Below are 15,490 nucleotides of genomic sequence, written 5' to 3' on the forward strand. Positions count from 1 at the left end.
GTTCGTTATTGATCGTTTTCCTCGGGGCAAAAAAAACCTGCGTATCTACGCAGGTTGGTGTAATCAAAAAAATCAGTTGATGTTCACCCATCAATACCTCTGGGATCCTGACTGTAGCAAGCGGCGATCCCGTTCTGCCACGACAGAAACGCAACAGTTACCTGCAAAATGTAACCAGCCGTGTGATCCTTACGTATTTGTGCAAACGACATGTTTTTTGATGTCCACGAGGCAACTCATGGCGTTCGGCCCCTGGGTCAGTGACGAGGTGCCGATATCCAGCGTTAAGACATTGGGATTGCCCGCCCGATCAAACGGCTGCCAGGCGTTGCCAAAGCCGGGATCAAACCAGGCACCGGTAGAGATGATCACCACGCCCTGCTTCAGGCCGTCGGTTAAACGCACCCCAGCCAGAATCCTGCCGCGCGCATTGCTGACTTCAATCTCGTCACCATCGACAATGCCGCGCGCGTTCGCATCCTCAGGATGCATGTACAGCGTTTCGTGGCCGGCGGTTTTATTGCCCTGCACGGTGGCGGTGGCATCCAGCTGACTGTGCAAGCGATCCGAGGGCTGAATGGAGATCATATGCAGTGGATAGTCCTGACTTGCCGGCGCTCCCAGCCATTCCCGCGGCTCACGCCATTCCGGGTGACCGGCCATATCCTCCAGCTGATAATCCGCAATGGTCTGGCAGAACAGCTCAATTTTGCCGCTGGCGGTCTGGATCGGATGCGCGAGGGGATCGGCGCGGAAGTCCGCCATAAAGACGTAGGGTTTACCGCCTTCGGGGATTTCAACGAAGCCGCGCTGCCAGAACGCCTCAAATTCGGGGAAAGCAATGCCGCGACGACCATGGGCGACGGCGCATTGTTGGTAAAGATGCGCGATCCACTGCATCTCGTTGCGCCCTTCCGTGAAGGTATCCCGATAGCCCAGTCGCTCGGCCAGATCCGCAAAGATATCAAAGTCGTTACGTGCCTGATGCTGGGGTTTAATCGCCTGATGCATCGCCAGCACAAAGCGATCGCGCGACGAGCCCCCGATATCATTGCGCTCCAGCGTGGTGGTTGCCGGCAGTACGATATCGGCCATCTGTGCGGCCGGTGTCCAGACGATATCCTGCACCACGACGGTATCCGGCTTTTGCCAGCCTTCCACCAGCCGGTTCAACTGCTGATGATGGTGGAACGGGTTGCCGCCCGCCCAGTGCACCATGTGAATGTCCGGGTAGTGCAGGGTTTCGCCCTGGAAGCTATAGGGCTGGCCGGGGTTAAGCAACATGTCACTGATGCGCGCCACGGGAATAGAGAGGCCCGACGGATTGGGTCCGGTACTCATCATCGGCGCGGGCCCTTCCTGGCGCGGATTGCCCACGCTGTTCATGGAGCCGTGACCAAATGAGAAGCCCGCGCCCGGCAGGCCTGGCTGTCCGAGCATGGAGGACAGCGCGATCATCATCCAGTAGGGCTGTTCGCCGCGATGAGCACGCTGGACAGAGTAGGAGCAGGTGATAAAACTGCGTTTGCCGATCAGCTGCTGCGCCAGTTGCACAATGCGCTCCGCCGGGACCGCGGTGATCCGGCTCGCCCAACCCGCCGTTTTGGCGATGCCATCGCTTTCGCCCAGCAGATAAGCACGCAGCTGCGGCCAGCCGGTGCAGTGACGGGCAAGGAAATCCTCGTCGGTCGCACCGCGCTGATAAATTTCATAACCGAGCGCCAGCATCAGCGCCACATCGGTATTCGGCCGGATCGGGATCCAGTCGGCGCGAACAAATTCAGGGCAGTCGTCGCGCATGGGGCTGATGTTGATGACGGGCGTGCCTTTCGCGGCCAGCTGTTCCAGCGCCGGTTTCAGGCTGTGCTGACCTGCGCCGCCGGAAGCCACCTGGGCATTTTTTAGCGCCAGTCCGCCAAAGGCGACAAAAATCTCGGCGTGTTCCACCACCTGCGGCCAGTCGGTGACGCGCCCGGTGAGCGGCATGTAGGTGCCCATAACATAAGGGAGGAAAAACTGCGCTGCGCCCCAGCTGTAGTTGCCTTGCTGATCGACCCCGCCGCCGCCCTGAAAATAGAAACGCCGTACCAGCGTGCGCGCATGGTTGACGCGCCCTGCCGATGACCAGCCGTAAGAGCCATTAAAAATGCCGGAGGCACCGTAGCGTTCACGAATGCGGCGATTTTCCTCAGCCACCAGATCCAGCGCCGTATCCCAGTCAACGGCGACAAAATCTTCGCGTCCACGCAAGGTGCGATCGCTGTTCTCGCGGGAGGTTAACCACGAACGCCGCACCATAGGCTGGCGGATGCGTTTATCCGAGTAGACCAGTTCAGGAATGGTGTTGAGCATGGGCGACGGATCGGCGTCGGCAAAAAAAGGTTCGCAACCGATGAGACGGTCGTTTTCGCTTACCGCGGTAAAGGCGCCCCAGTGCGCCAGATGTGGCACTTTTATTTTCATGGTCATCGCTTCGGCAGGTGTTGGGATAAGCAGCATACCATGGGCTGTGACCGTAGCAGAAGGCATCACCCATCGTCTGATTTTGCCCTGTTTGCGACCGCACTGGCATTCTGTTGGCTTGATGTACGTGCGCTTTTCCGTAACACTGGAGCGATGTGTAAACGTTTCCCCAAAATCAGGTAAACCCATGGCTACCATTAAGGATGTTGCCCGGCTGGCGGGTGTTTCTGTCGCCACGGTTTCCCGCGTGATCAACAATTCGCCTAAGGCCAGTGACAGTTCGCGCCAGGCGGTGAATCAGGCCATGGAATCGCTCCAGTACCATCCAAACGCCAATGCACGGGCGCTGGCACAGCAGTCAACCGAAACCCTGGGGCTGGTGGTGGGCGATGTATCCGACCCGTTCTTTGGCGCGATGGTGAAAGCGGTAGATGAAGTGGCAGGCCAGACAGGCAACTTTTTGCTGATTGGTAACGGTTACCATAATGAGCAAAAAGAGCGCCAGGCTATCGAACAACTGATGCGTCATCGCTGCGCGGCGCTGGTGGTTCACGCCAAGAAAATCCCCGACAGCGAGCTGGAAGTGTTGATGAAGCAGATGCCCGGCATGGTATTAGTAAATCGCCTGCTAAAGGGGTTTGAACAACGCTGTATTGCGCTTGATGACCGCTACGGTGCCTGGCTGGCCACGCGCCATCTGATTCAACTGGGCCATCAAAATATCGCGTTTATCTGTTCCACTCACACCATTTCGGATGCGGAAGACCGCCTGCAGGGCTATTACGATGCCCTGGAAGAGCACGGCCTGCCCTGCAATGACAGGCTGGTCGCCTGGGGCGAACCGGATGAAGTCGGCGGCGAGCAGGCGATGACGGAATTACTGGGACGCGGCAGAAACTTTACTGCCGTAGCCTGCTATAACGACTCCATGGCCGCCGGGGCACTGGCGGTCTTAAGCGATAATGGCGTACAGGTTCCCGAAGCGATGTCCCTGATCGGTTTTGATGACGTGCTGGTTTCCCGCTACGTTCGCCCGCGCCTGACGACGGTGCGTTATCCCATCGTCACTATGGCGCAGCAAGCCGCCGAACTGGCGCTGGCGCTGGCTCACCACCAGCCCGTTCCTGAAGTGACCAATATGTTCAGCCCGACGTTAGTCCGCCGCCACTCGGTCAGCGGCCCGGCCCCCTCATCCTGAGTTCCTGCTTTGGCGCGGCATATGTTGATGGTGCAGGATGATACCCACCATTTTTTGCATCTTTTCTCTCTCTGTCTGTTCTGCGAAATAAGCCGGGCATTCGCGCTGCAGGAAGGCGGCAAGATGAGCCATCCCCGGGAACTTACTGTTGTCAGTGACCGTGATGGCGAACCGCAGACAATGCGCCTGCTGCGCGCAGGACGCCAGCTTATTTGAAAGCATGAAGGAGGCGTTCAAGCGGCCGTACGAGTGCAATGACCGTCTCATCCTGCACCTGTGCCGCGGCATCCAGCTTCGCCTGCATCTGCGCCACCTCGCCCGCCCCAAAGGCCTGGTTACGTACATAGGCATCCACCATCGCCATGCCCATCACGCTTAGTGCATCAACCTGCCTGGCGCTGCCCGCCAGCGCATGGAGCGGCTGGGTGGCATTCAGTAGCGGCTGAACCTGCGAATAATTTTCGTGCCAGCGTTGTAACTGTGCACGAATCGCCGTCGCGGCGGCAGGATCGGTCCGGTCTTCAATCAGCAGGGCAACCTGCTTCTCCAGCGCCCGGACGGTATCACTTTCAGCCGGTAAGACGTCCGCCAGGCGATTCAGCGGTTCAAAGTAGTTGTAATGCCCGGCCTGAAACTTGAGATGCTGACGCGTATAGTACTGTGCCGGTTCCAGCGCCTGGGCCAGCACGCGCAGCGGCTCGATATGGGTACTGTTGGCCAGCCGCATCATCTGTCGTTCCGTCTGATCGTGCTGTTGCAGGCCGACGGAGATCGTTGTCCAGCGATCCATCGCCGCCAGCCGTTGATACATGCTGTCTGGATCGGTCACGTTCTGCGCTGACCATAACCGTTCGGCCACCACAAAAGCGCGCGGCCAGAGTTTGGTATCAATGATCGTGCTGTTGACGTTTTCAGCCCACAGCGCGGCCTCGCCGCCCAGCAGGTTTTGCTGCTTCTGCCGCGCATCGGGCAGCACCGGCTGAATACCGGCTGGCACGGCATCAAGGCGTCGGCCTTCGGTGGCATAGCGTACGTTCCCCACCCGCATATACCCGCTGAGCTGGTTACCGGTCAGCGTCACCACGGGCTGGAACGGTCCCATCCACGTATCGACCTCGAACGTCAGACGATCGGGTGCCAGCCACGCAATCCCTTTCACCAGACGGCGCGACTTACCCGCGAAATCAATAAACCCGCGCCAGCCGTCACGACCTTTAATCAGCGTAAAGCTGCCCGTCACCGGACTGCCTTTTAACCGCGGCATAGAGAACGACCAGCTCTGCGCCTGGTCACCCGGCTGAATGACATCTTTGCCCTCAAGCCCCTGGGGATAGATTTCATTGCGATAGTGATAGCTGGCCGGTTGCGGCTGATCCAGATAGAAACCGGTGGAGAGAATGCCGCGATAGCCATTTTTGGCGACGGTACCCAGCGCATCCTGGCCCTGCCAGGACTGGATCAGGATGCTGTGGGGCAGATCCGGATGGGCGATCTCATCCCAGCCCACCATGTGTCGTTGATGTTTTTCGAGAATTTTTTCAAGGCGCTGATTAAAGTACGCCTGAAGCGCGTGACTGTCGGCAAGACCACGATCGTGCATAAATTGCTGAATGCGGGATGATGCCTGCCACTGGCTGGGATCGACCTCATCGCCGCCAATATGCACATACGGATCGGGAAAAATGGCGGCGACCTCCCCGATTAGCGCATCAATGACCTGGTAAACCTGCTCATTACTGGGATCCAGCAGCGGCTTAAAGACGCCCCAGCCGCGCTCCATCCGATAAGGACCGGGGGCGCTGATCAGTTCCGGCATCGCCACTGCCAGCGCAGAGGCATGTCCGGGAAAATCGAGTTCCGGCACTACGCGCACGCCACGTTCCGCCGCATACTGCACCACGTCGCGCATCTCTTCCTGGGTATAGAAAAGGCCGTCGCTGGCGTTTTGTTGTAGCTGAGGATAGCGGCTGGAGGCGAAACGCCAGCCCTGATCGTCCGTCAGATGCCAGTGCAGCACGTTCATCCGTGCCGCCGCAATGCCATCAATCTGCCGCTTAATCGTTCTGATCGGCATGAAATGACGGGCACTGTCGATCAGGATGCCGCGCCACGCAAAGCGCGGTTTATCCTGGATCGTCACCCAGGGAATGCGGGTGCCTTCGGGCGTGTTTTCAATCAGTTGCAGCAGTGTTTCCATGCCGCGCATCGCGCCAAAACGGGTAGTAGCCCGTAGCAGAACGCCATCACTGTTGACGTTAAGCTGGTAGCTTTCATCGCTGTCTGGCTGCGGAATGGGATCGGTGGCTCTGGCAATCTGAACGCGAATCGTAGGCGGGGTCACGGCCTGATCGATGGGCAGTAAAGGCCAGCCGGTTTGTCGGGCAATGCGTGACAACCAGCGCGTTTCGGCACCGGGTAACCTGTCCCCCTCGATGCGCAAGGTGAGCTGTGGCGTCAACGTCAGCCAGCCTGCGTTGGCAGGTTGCTCTACCTGCTGTGGCCATGGCATTAACGGCAACGTGTCCGCTACGGCAGAAAAGGACAAAGCACAACAACAGATAAGCACATTTCGGCGTAGCGACATTGGCACGGTACCCTGCAAGTCGATGGCAAAAAAGGTCGGTCACCAGAGTAATGTCATTTTGCGTGGCTGATCAAATCAGTCCGTCCGAAAAGGCGACCCCGGGGCGATTTTTTTGTCGTGCTGATTTTCTGCGCGTGTTTACGGCTTCTTTGTTTCAGGTCAAAACGAGACGAATTAATTCGCTGCAGTCACTACATGTTGAGCCTAAAATCCGAAACAACACCTATATGTAGTTAACGGAGAGAGCATGGCAACGGTGGTGATAAAGCGCGACGGATGCCGCGTAAGCTTTGATGCACAACGTATCGCAGCGGCCGTTATGGCGGCTGCGCGGGCAGCGAACGTCGACGATGCCGCATGGTGCGACGCGGTGGCCGGACAGGTTAGCGCACAACTGGTTGATCGTCAGGACGTCGACATTCAGGATATTCAGTGTGCGGTGGAAGAGACGCTGATGGCCGGACCTTATCCACAACTGGCACGGGCTTATATTGCCTATCGTCACGATCGTGACGTCGAGCGCGAACGCCGCAGCCAGCTGCATCATGCCATCCGTGGCCTGGTCGATCAGACCAATGCCGCCCTGCTTCATGAAAATGCCAATAAAGACAGCAAAGTGATCCCGACCCAGCGCGATTTGCTGGCCGGGATTGTGGCGAAACATTACGCCCAGCAGCAAATCCTGCCTCGTGATGTGGTTCAGGCGCATGAGCGCGGCGAGATCCATTATCACGATCTCGATTACTCGCCTTTCTTCCCCATGTTTAACTGCATGCTGATCGATTTGAAAGGCATGCTGACCAACGGTTTTAAAATGGGTAACGCGGAGATCGAGCCGCCCAGGTCGATTGCTACCGCCACTGCGGTGACCGCGCAAATCATTGCCCAGGTTGCCAGCCATATCTATGGCGGAACCACGCTGAATCGAATTGACGAGGTGCTGGCACCCTATGTTGAAAAAAGTTTTGCCCGGCATAAAGAGGTAGCGCAGCACTGGGATATCCCGCAGGCGGAAGCCTATGCCCGCCAGCGTACCGAAAAAGAGTGTTATGACGCCTTTCAGTCGCTGGAATATGAGGTGAACACGCTGCATACGGCAAATGGCCAGACACCGTTTGTCACGTTTGGGTTCGGGTTGGGGACAAGCTGGGCCGCCCGTATGGTGCAGACATCCATCTTGCGTAACCGTCTGGCAGGACTGGGTAAAAATCGCAAAACGGCCGTCTTCCCGAAGCTGGTGTTTGCGATTCGGGAAGGCGTTAACCGTCGTCCCGGCGATGTGAACTATGACATTAAGCAACTGGCGCTGGCCTGTGCCAGCAAACGAATGTATCCCGATATTCTCAATTATGATCAGGTCGTTAAGGTTACCGGCTCCTTTAAAACGCCGATGGGCTGTCGCAGTTTTCTGGGCGTTTACGAAGAAAATGGCGAGCAGATTCATGAAGGGCGCAACAATATCGGCGTCATCAGTCTGAATCTGCCACGTATCGCGCTGGAAGCACGGGGTGATGAGGCGCGTTTCTGGGCGTTACTGGATGACAGGCTGATGCTGGCGAAACGGGCATTGATGACGCGTGTTGCCCGGCTGGAAAAAACCAAAGCCCGGGTTGCGCCCATTCTTTATATGGAAGGTGCCTGCGGCGTGCGTTTGCAGGCAGACGATGAGGTGGGGTCGATTTTCCGCAATGGCCGCGCCTCCTTGTCTCTCGGTTTCATCGGCTTGCACGAAACACTGAATGCACTGAGCGGCGCCTCAGTCCATCCTTTTGATGATGCAACCCTGCGCGCCAAAGGCGTGGCCATCGTGGCACGTCTGCGCGCGGCGACCGACGCCTGGAAAGCGGAAACGGGCTATGGCTTTAGCCTCTACAGTACCCCCAGCGAAAACTTATGTGACCGTTTCTGCCGTCTGGATGCGGCTGAATTTGGTGTGATAAAAGGCGTGACCGACAAAGGTTATTACACCAACAGCTTCCATCTGGACGTTGAGAAGAAGGTGAATCCTTACGAAAAAATCGATTTTGAAGCCCCCTATCCGCCACTCTCCAATGGCGGTTTTATCTGTTACGGCGAATATCCCAATGTGCAGCACAACCTTAAGGCGCTGGAAGACGTCTGGGATTACAGCTACGACCGCGTGCCTTACTACGGCACCAACACGCCAATTGACGAATGTTACGACTGTGGCTTCAACGGTGAATTCACCTGTACCAGCCGCGGATTTACCTGCCCGAACTGCGGCAATCACGATCCTGCACGGGTTTCGGTCACACGGCGGGTTTGTGGCTATCTGGGCAGTCCGGACGCGCGCCCGTTTAATGCGGGAAAACAACAGGAAGTGCAGCGTCGGGTGAAACATCTTACTAGCGGCCAGCTGGAATGATGCGCATCCATCGTTACTACGATGTCGATATCGTGAACGGCCCCGGCACCCGCTGTACCCTGTTTGTCTCTGGCTGCGAGCACCAGTGCCGCGGCTGTTACAATCAACGTACCTGGCGGCTGGATTCCGGGGTGCCGTTTACCCTGGCGATGGAAGAACAACTGCTGGCCGATCTGAACGACACGCGCATCCCACGACAGGGCTTATCGTTAAGCGGCGGCGATCCCCTGCATCCACAGAATGTGCCGCATATTCGTCGTCTGGTGAAACGCGTCAAACAGACCTGCCCGGGCAAAGATATCTGGCTATGGACCGGCTATGAAATGGCGTCACTGACGTCCGCGCAGCGTGAAGTGCTGCCCTGGATTGACGTTCTGATCGACGGGCGCTTTGAAGAGGCCGAAAAAGACGCCACCCTCTTATGGCGCGGCAGTCGTAATCAGCACATCTGGTATTTACGCTGAAGAGCGGGGAATCGCCCCGGATTCAATGAGGGTTACGCCGGCTTTATCCATGAAGGCCTGCTGATGCAGACAGCGGGCCACATCCTGTGCTGACACTGCACGCCAGTTGCCGGGCAACCAGGAAAACAACGGTGCCATCAGGCTTTCTCCGCGGCGTTTCTCTTTTCTTTCACCGAGCAATAAAGATGGCCGGACGAAAACCAGGCGTGCCCAGTTCTGGTGGCGCAGCGTATTCTCCATCTCACCTTTTACGCGGCTGTATAAAAAGGGCGAATGGCGATGCGCGCCGTGCGCACTCACCACCAGCATCTGCGTGGCACCCAGTCGTAAGCCATTCAAGGCGGTGTCCACCACCAGCGTGTAATCCACATGAATAAAGGCCGCTTTACTGCCTGCCTGTTTGCGCGTGGTGCCCAGACAGCAAAATACTGTGGTCAGTGGCCCATCCAGGGGTTGAAGCACATCGGTCAGATCGTCCTCAACCGGATTGATCACCTTGTTCATAACAGGCAACGCGCGGCGCGTCGGGGCGATAATCTCATCGATGCGAGGATCATCAACCAGTAAACGCAGCAGATATGACCCGACTAATCCGGTTGCGCCGGTCACTAATACGCGATTCATCTCAGAATTGTCCCTGTTTCATCACCAGCCGTGCAAAATCTGGTCAATGTGCGCCGTCTGGCTTGCTTTCCTGATGTCGGCAGCCAGGCTTAATGCGTATCAGGATAGCGCATTAAGCGCCTAACATGCCTACAGGAGGGTAAAGATGAGCACCAAAATTGCGGTATTGATCACCGATGAATTTGAAGACTCTGAGTTTACCTCGCCAGCGGAAGTGTATAAACGTGCTGGCTACGAGGTGGTGACCATTGAGGAGCAGGCGGGTAAAACCGTTAAAGGCAAACAGGGTGATGCGGAAGTGAAGATTGACCGCAGTATCGACGATGTCAGTGCGGCTGAGTTTGACGCGCTGCTGCTGCCTGGCGGCCATTCACCTGACGCCCTGCGCGGCGACGACCGCTTCGTCGCTTTCACCAAAGACTTCGTGGCAAGCGGCAAACCGGTGTTTGCGATCTGCCACGGACCACAGTTGCTGATCAGTGCCAATGGCGTCCGCGGCCGAAAAATGACCAGCGTAAAAGCCATTGCGGTCGACCTGATTAATGCCGGGGCTGATTTCCGCGATGAAGAAGTGGTGGTGGACAGTGACAAGCTGGTAACCAGCCGCACCCCGGCTGACCTGCCTGCTTTTAACCGTGAGTCCCTGCGCATTCTGGAAGCGCTGTAACGCGTTGGCGCCCTTTTCCGTCAGGGATCAGGGCGCACTACTCTTCCCGCAGCCAGGCAATCTTTTTGCCAAATCCCAGCGCGTTATCGGTCATTTTCAGCTCATCGAGCGTGATTTCCCACAGCGGTGCAGACACGCTGCGTGACATCGGGAAACGGCGCTGATAGGCATGGCGAGCTTCAACCGCCACCTCCTCACGCAGTTGCCTGATGTGACCACGATACTGCACCCCTTTTATCAGTAAGACCGTTTTCGGCTGACCATTGATCGTTCCGGCCACGTGAGGATTTTTGCTGGCCAGAAGGCCATGACGTGTATCCGGTTCCGTCATCAACCAGAATGCCATACGTGCCTCATCAAACACGTAGTAACAGTTTGCACACCACAGTTCATTTCCGGCACTGCAGCACAGTGACAGGACATGTTGCTTCTTCAGGTAGCGAATAAGATGGGAAAGATCAGACACAATCAACTCCGGATAAGGGCAACGGATAGCGCACGATAGGGAAGCGCGTTACACTGCCGGGCAGGCATTTCTGGGACAGATTATGAGTCAGCACTGGCAACTTTACCTGATAAAAACGGCCGCCGGTCTGTTATATACCGGCATCACGACCGACGTCACGCGCCGCCTTGCGCAACATGAGTGTGGTCGTGGAGCCCGGGCCCTGCGCGGAAAAGGCCCACTGGCGCTGGTTTATGCCTGCGCGGCAGGTGACCGCGCGCAGGCATCCAGGCTGGAATATCAGGTCAAGCAACTTCCCCGGCAACGCAAACTGCAACTGGTTGCCGAGCAACCGCAGAGTCTCGAAACCTGGCTTAGCGCAGTGCGTTAAAGGGGGCTGAATACTCAATGCGCCCTTCCGCGTCGTCGAAGGCATTATCGGCCAGACGGTAAACCTGGAAAGCGGCTTCACTGTCCGGCCAGCGACAGTGCAATCCCCGGCGCGCCGCAGGTTCAAATCCCAGCGGATGAAACAGCGCTGGCTCGCCAAGTACGACTACCGCGCTGTAACCAAACTCATTGAGCGTATCCAGACCTTCGTAAATGAGGCGTTTCGCAATGCCCTGTCCCCGTAAAGGTTCATCAACGGCCAGCGGCGCAAGGCCGACCCAGCCGCGATCCTCGCCCTGCATCGTGACCGGACTAAAGGCAGCATAACCCAGCACTTGTCCTTCATCATCGGTTGCCACGACGCCAAGCGTTAACAGGCCATCTTCGCGCAGTGCCTGTGTCAGTTCCGCCTCGGCCGATGTAGGGAAACAACGTCGGAGCAGTGCATCGATTCCGGCGGCGTCAACGCCAATTTCCGTTCGTATTAACATGAAACACCTGCGCGTGCCTGTGCGGCGTTCGCGTCCTGTTGCATCGTTGTTTCCACAATCGCAGCCATGTGCTGAATGGCGGTACGTAACCCTACGGGCATGGTGTCGAGTTCTATTGCATCCATTACGTTCTTAACCTCCAGTCCCAGTTCAGTATCCCCTTCAATCAGCAATCGACGCTGAAAGAAAAGCATATCAGGATCCGCTTTACGCGCGGCTACCAGCAACAAATCATTGGCATTGCCCCGGAACCAGACATCTGCTTCGGCATGCTGCAACACCTTCAGTCGGCCATCCTCTAGCGTGGTCATCCAGGTGAGATGCATATCAAGGATCTCAATGCCTAAAAAGCGTCCCTGAAGGAAGTCTAACTCACCTTCAGCCAAAACATGACGAAATTGCCAGTTTAAGAGTTGCTGCAAGAGGGGCTTCTTCAAGGTAAACGGGGCAATCTTCGCCGGTAAACCAATAATTTTAGGGCCATTTTTCACTAAACTGGCTGAAAACCGCTGAAGCACGCTCGTCACTCCTGTTAAAAAAAATTTTAGCTATATTGCCACAGACACCGGTTATCGCTGTCGGTGAGATCAATAAAACCAACAGCTGACCGATTAAAAATACGCCAGCCTCACGCATCAAAATGGCTTTCACTGCCCCAAATCAAGATTTGCGCAACGCGGCATGACTAGACTCGGGCTCCATCTGTATGTCGAGAGGATTGTGTATGGAGTTGCTGTGTCCGGCCGGGAGCCTGCCAGCCCTGCGCGCCGCCGTTGAGAATGGGGCCGATGCGGTCTATGTCGGGCTAAAAGACGATACCAATGCGCGTCATTTTGCCGGGCTAAACTTTACGGATAAGAAATTACGTGAAGCAGCCTGTTACTTACATCAGCATCGTCGCAAACTGCACGTTGCCATTAATACCTTTGCACACCCTGATAGCGTGCATCGCTGGCAGCGGGCCATTGATGTGGCGGTGGACTGTGGAGCGGATGCGCTGATACTGGCCGATATCGCCACGCTGGCCTATGCCCGCGAACGCTATCCACACATAGCGCGACATTTGTCCGTTCAGGCCTCGGCCACCAATCTGGAAGCCATCCGTTTTTATCACCGTCATTTCACTTTGCATCGCGTAGTGCTGCCCCGTGTTTTATCCCTCCATCAGGTAAAACAACTGGCGCGCAGTACGCCAGTCCCGCTGGAAGTATTTGCCTTTGGCAGCCTGTGTATTATGGCCGAAGGTCGCTGCTATCTGTCCTCCTGGCTCACAGGGGAATCGCCAAACAGCAAAGGCGCCTGCTCGCCGGCGAAGTTTGTGCGCTGGCAGCAAACGCCTGCCGGGATGGAGGTGCGCCTGAATGACGTATTGGTTGACCGTTACGGTGCGGATGAAAGCGCGGGTTATCCCACCTTGTGTAAAGGGCGTTACGAGATTGACGAACAGCGCTACCACGTGCTGGAAGAGCCCACCAGCCTGAATACCCTGGAACTGCTGCCTGAGCTGCTGCAGGCGGGCATTGCCTCTGTGAAGATTGAAGGCCGTCAGCGCAGCCCCGCCTATATTTCTGAGGTGGCGCGCGTCTGGCGTCAGGCGATCAATCGCTGTCAGGCCGCGCCGGATAGCTTTGATGTCAGCGAGAAATGGATGCAGACATTAGGGGCGCTGTCTGAAGGAACGCAAACCACGTTAGGTGCTTACCATCGTGACTGGCAATAAGGAGGCAGCATGAAATATTCCCTTGGCCCGGTGCTGTGGTACTGGCCTGGCGACACACTGCAACGCTTTTACCACCTCGCCGCCCAAAGCAGTGCCGACATCATTTACCTGGGCGAAACCGTATGCAGCAAGCGCCGCGCAACCTCGTTTGCCGCCTGGATGGATTTAGCGCGTGAGCTGGCTGCCAGCGGCAAGCAGGTTGTGGTGAGCACGCTGGCGCTGCTGCAATCCCCATCCGAACTGAAAGAGTTACAGCGTTATGTCGAAAATGGCGAGTTTCTTATCGAGGCCAACGACATGGGGACGGTCAACATGGCGGCGGAGCGCAAGCTGCCCTTTGTCGCCGGTCCTACCCTGAACGTTTATAACGCTGACACCTTACATCTGCTGGTGAAAGAAGGTATGACGCGCTGGTGCCTGCCCGTTGAAATGCCACGAGACTGGTTGTTAACTCTGCTGGCGCAGTGCGAAACGCGCGGTATTCGCGAACAGTTTGAAGTGGAGGTGCTGGGCTATGGGCATTTACCGCTAGCCCTGTCAGCGCGATGCTTTACGGCCCGCTCGGAGAATCGTGCTAAAGATGACTGCGAAACCTGCTGCCGTCATTATCCGAACGGACGCAGGGTGCTTTCGCAGGAGCAACAACAGGTTTTCGTTCTGAACGGTATTCAGACGCTGAGTGGCTACTGTTACAACCTGGGCAACGATCTGGTAAGCATGCACAACTGTGTCGATATTGTGCGACTTTCACCACAAAGCGTGGAAACCTTAAGCCTTGTTGACCGTTTTCGCGACAACGAAGCGGGCCAGGCCCCGTTAGCGATCGAGAAAAACCGGGACTGCAATGGCTACTGGCGTAAACTGCCGGGGATGGTTTTACAGACCACCGACTGAAACGCACATACAGGCAACAGAGAGTGGGCGTAAAGCGTTTTAATATAGCGAATGTTGCGCAATACTTAATAGTGCAGGGTATGAAACCTGCGCTATAACCTCTGGAGTACCCATGTCTGAGAAAAAAAACGTTCGCCTCTCTGTACTCGATCTTGCCCCTGTTCCTCAGGGCGCTACGCCACGTGATGCGTTTCAGAATTCACTTGCGCTGGCACGTCAGGCCGAAGCCCTGGGATTTGAACGTTACTGGTTAGCTGAGCACCATAATATGACCGGCATCGCCAGCGCCGCCACAGCCGTGTTAATCGGCTATCTGGCCGCAAACACCACGACGCTGCGTCTGGGCTCTGGCGGCATTATGTTGCCCAATCACGCGCCGCTGGTGATCGCAGAACAGTTCGGCACCCTGGCATCGCTGTATCCCGATCGCATCGATCTGGGATTAGGCCGTGCGCCAGGATCGGATCAGCGCACGATGCTGGCTTTACGTCGCAACCTGTCAGGCATGCAGGCCGATACGTTTCCGGATGATGTGGCCGAGCTGATTCACTGGTTTGATGCAGAAGCTGGCGCACAGCCGCCTGTTCAGCCGGTACCTGGTTTAGGGATGAAAATTCCCGTCTGGTTACTGGGTTCCAGCCTGTACAGCGCCCAGCTCTCGGCCAAAATGGGGCTGCCGTTTGCGTTTGCCTCGCATTTCGCACCGGACCAGCTGTTCCAGGCTCTGCATGTTTATCGTGAAAACTTTACACCGTCAGCCCGCCTTGCTGAACCTTATGCTACCGTCTGCATTAACATCGTGGCGGCGGACACGGAAAGCGACGCCCGTTTTCTGTTTACCTCGATGCAGCAGCAGTTTATTAATTTGCGTCGCGGCAAGCCTGGTCCGTTACCTGCCCCGGTGCAGAACATGGACAGTCTCTGGTCGCCGTCAGAACAGTATGGCGTCCAGCAGGCTCTGAGCATGTCGCTGGTCGGGGACGTGGATAAAGTGCGTCACGGTCTGGCCTCGCTGCTGCGTGAAACGCAGGCCGATGAGATCATGGTTAACGGTCAGATTTACGATACCGATGCACGTCTGCACTCCTTTAAGCTGGCGATGGAGGCGGCACGCGGGCTGTAAACGCCTCGTTCTGTTTCGCGCCAGGTAAAAGACAAAGACAA

The 15,490-nt window shown here is 56.7% G+C and carries 15 protein-coding genes; 9 read left to right on the plus strand and 6 right to left on the minus strand.

What is annotated here, in order from left to right; translation table 11 throughout:
* Nucleotides 1-189: 189 nt before the first annotated feature.
* The gene (locus tag C7433_RS08085) at nt 190-2,463 is read right to left on the minus strand and encodes a molybdopterin guanine dinucleotide-containing S/N-oxide reductase (RefSeq protein ID WP_039339105.1); all 2,274 of its coding nucleotides are present in this window, start codon (nt 2,461-2,463) and stop codon (nt 190-192) included.
* 187 nt (nt 2,464-2,650) lie between these two features.
* Between C7433_RS08085 and galR the strand changes: the two genes are divergently transcribed.
* Together galR and C7433_RS08095 are read left to right on the plus strand one after the other, a co-directional pair.
* A complete protein-coding gene (galR, locus tag C7433_RS08090; protein ID WP_033739212.1) occupies nt 2,651-3,661 on the plus strand; it encodes an HTH-type transcriptional regulator GalR in 1,011 nt (336 codons plus the stop codon).
* Between the two features lie 21 nt (nt 3,662-3,682).
* The gene (locus C7433_RS08095) at nt 3,683-3,877 is read left to right on the plus strand and encodes a hypothetical protein (protein WP_146212555.1); all 195 of its coding nucleotides are present in this window, start codon (nt 3,683-3,685) and stop codon (nt 3,875-3,877) included.
* Here the strand turns inward: C7433_RS08095 and C7433_RS08100 are convergent.
* A complete protein-coding gene (locus tag C7433_RS08100) occupies nt 3,870-6,245 on the minus strand; it encodes a beta-N-acetylhexosaminidase (RefSeq protein WP_110267942.1) in 2,376 nt (791 codons plus the stop codon). The two genes, C7433_RS08095 and C7433_RS08100, sit on opposite strands and share 8 nt — an antisense overlap.
* Before the next feature lie 247 nt (nt 6,246-6,492).
* Here C7433_RS08100 and nrdD point away from each other — a divergent pair, with 247 nt between their 5' ends.
* Nucleotides 6,493-8,631 carry an anaerobic ribonucleoside-triphosphate reductase gene (gene nrdD, locus C7433_RS08105; protein ID WP_110267943.1) on the plus strand — a complete coding sequence of 713 codons (2,139 nt, stop codon included), beginning with the start codon at nt 6,493-6,495 and terminating at the stop codon, nt 8,629-8,631.
* A complete protein-coding gene (gene nrdG / locus C7433_RS08110) occupies nt 8,628-9,095 on the plus strand; it encodes an anaerobic ribonucleoside-triphosphate reductase-activating protein (RefSeq protein WP_033739209.1) in 468 nt (155 codons plus the stop codon). Before nrdD ends, nrdG begins: the two co-directional genes overlap by 4 nt.
* On the opposite strand, the gene C7433_RS08115 is transcribed toward nrdG, so the two are convergent.
* Nucleotides 9,087-9,719 carry an NAD-dependent epimerase/dehydratase family protein gene (locus tag C7433_RS08115; protein WP_110267944.1) on the minus strand — a complete coding sequence of 211 codons (633 nt, stop codon included), beginning with the start codon at nt 9,717-9,719 and terminating at the stop codon, nt 9,087-9,089. The two genes, nrdG and C7433_RS08115, sit on opposite strands and share 9 nt — an antisense overlap.
* A gap of 145 nt (nt 9,720-9,864) precedes the next feature.
* Here C7433_RS08115 and C7433_RS08120 point away from each other — a divergent pair, with 145 nt between their 5' ends.
* The gene (locus tag C7433_RS08120) at nt 9,865-10,386 is read left to right on the plus strand and encodes a type 1 glutamine amidotransferase domain-containing protein (protein WP_006121777.1); all 522 of its coding nucleotides are present in this window, start codon (nt 9,865-9,867) and stop codon (nt 10,384-10,386) included.
* A gap of 37 nt (nt 10,387-10,423) precedes the next feature.
* Here C7433_RS08120 and C7433_RS08125 read toward each other — a convergent pair whose 3' ends face one another.
* Nucleotides 10,424-10,852, minus strand: a complete 429-nt coding sequence (locus C7433_RS08125; protein ID WP_110267945.1) for a YhbP family protein — start codon at nt 10,850-10,852, stop codon at nt 10,424-10,426.
* Nucleotides 10,853-10,934: 82 nt separating this feature from the next.
* Between C7433_RS08125 and C7433_RS08130 the strand changes: the two genes are divergently transcribed.
* The gene (locus C7433_RS08130; protein ID WP_006121775.1) at nt 10,935-11,222 is read left to right on the plus strand and encodes a GIY-YIG nuclease family protein; all 288 of its coding nucleotides are present in this window, start codon (nt 10,935-10,937) and stop codon (nt 11,220-11,222) included.
* Here the strand turns inward: C7433_RS08130 and C7433_RS08135 are convergent.
* Both C7433_RS08135 and C7433_RS08140 read right to left on the minus strand, forming a co-directional pair.
* Nucleotides 11,206-11,712 carry a GNAT family N-acetyltransferase gene (locus C7433_RS08135; RefSeq protein WP_058702611.1) on the minus strand — a complete coding sequence of 169 codons (507 nt, stop codon included), beginning with the start codon at nt 11,710-11,712 and terminating at the stop codon, nt 11,206-11,208. The two genes, C7433_RS08130 and C7433_RS08135, sit on opposite strands and share 17 nt — an antisense overlap.
* Nucleotides 11,706-12,230 carry an SCP2 domain-containing protein gene (locus C7433_RS08140; RefSeq protein ID WP_006121773.1) on the minus strand — a complete coding sequence of 175 codons (525 nt, stop codon included), beginning with the start codon at nt 12,228-12,230 and terminating at the stop codon, nt 11,706-11,708. Before C7433_RS08140 ends, C7433_RS08135 begins: the two co-directional genes overlap by 7 nt.
* Before the next feature lie 206 nt (nt 12,231-12,436).
* Between C7433_RS08140 and C7433_RS08145 the strand changes: the two genes are divergently transcribed.
* The 3 genes from C7433_RS08145 to C7433_RS08155 all read left to right on the plus strand — a co-directional run bounded on the left by C7433_RS08145 (nt 12,437) and on the right by C7433_RS08155 (nt 15,449).
* Nucleotides 12,437-13,432, plus strand: coding sequence for a peptidase U32 family protein (locus C7433_RS08145; protein ID WP_110267946.1), 996 nt, complete (start codon nt 12,437-12,439; stop codon nt 13,430-13,432).
* A 9-nt stretch (nt 13,433-13,441) separates the two neighbouring features.
* The gene (locus C7433_RS08150) at nt 13,442-14,326 is read left to right on the plus strand and encodes a U32 family peptidase (RefSeq protein WP_110267947.1); all 885 of its coding nucleotides are present in this window, start codon (nt 13,442-13,444) and stop codon (nt 14,324-14,326) included.
* Nucleotides 14,327-14,438: 112 nt separating this feature from the next.
* Nucleotides 14,439-15,449 carry a luciferase-like monooxygenase gene (locus C7433_RS08155; protein WP_006121770.1) on the plus strand — a complete coding sequence of 337 codons (1,011 nt, stop codon included), beginning with the start codon at nt 14,439-14,441 and terminating at the stop codon, nt 15,447-15,449.
* The last annotated feature ends 41 nt before the right edge of the window (nt 15,450-15,490 follow it).

The sequence above is a fragment of the Pantoea sp. PNA 03-3 genome (assembly GCF_003201175.1).
Classification (GTDB): domain Bacteria; phylum Pseudomonadota; class Gammaproteobacteria; order Enterobacterales; family Enterobacteriaceae; genus Pantoea; species Pantoea stewartii.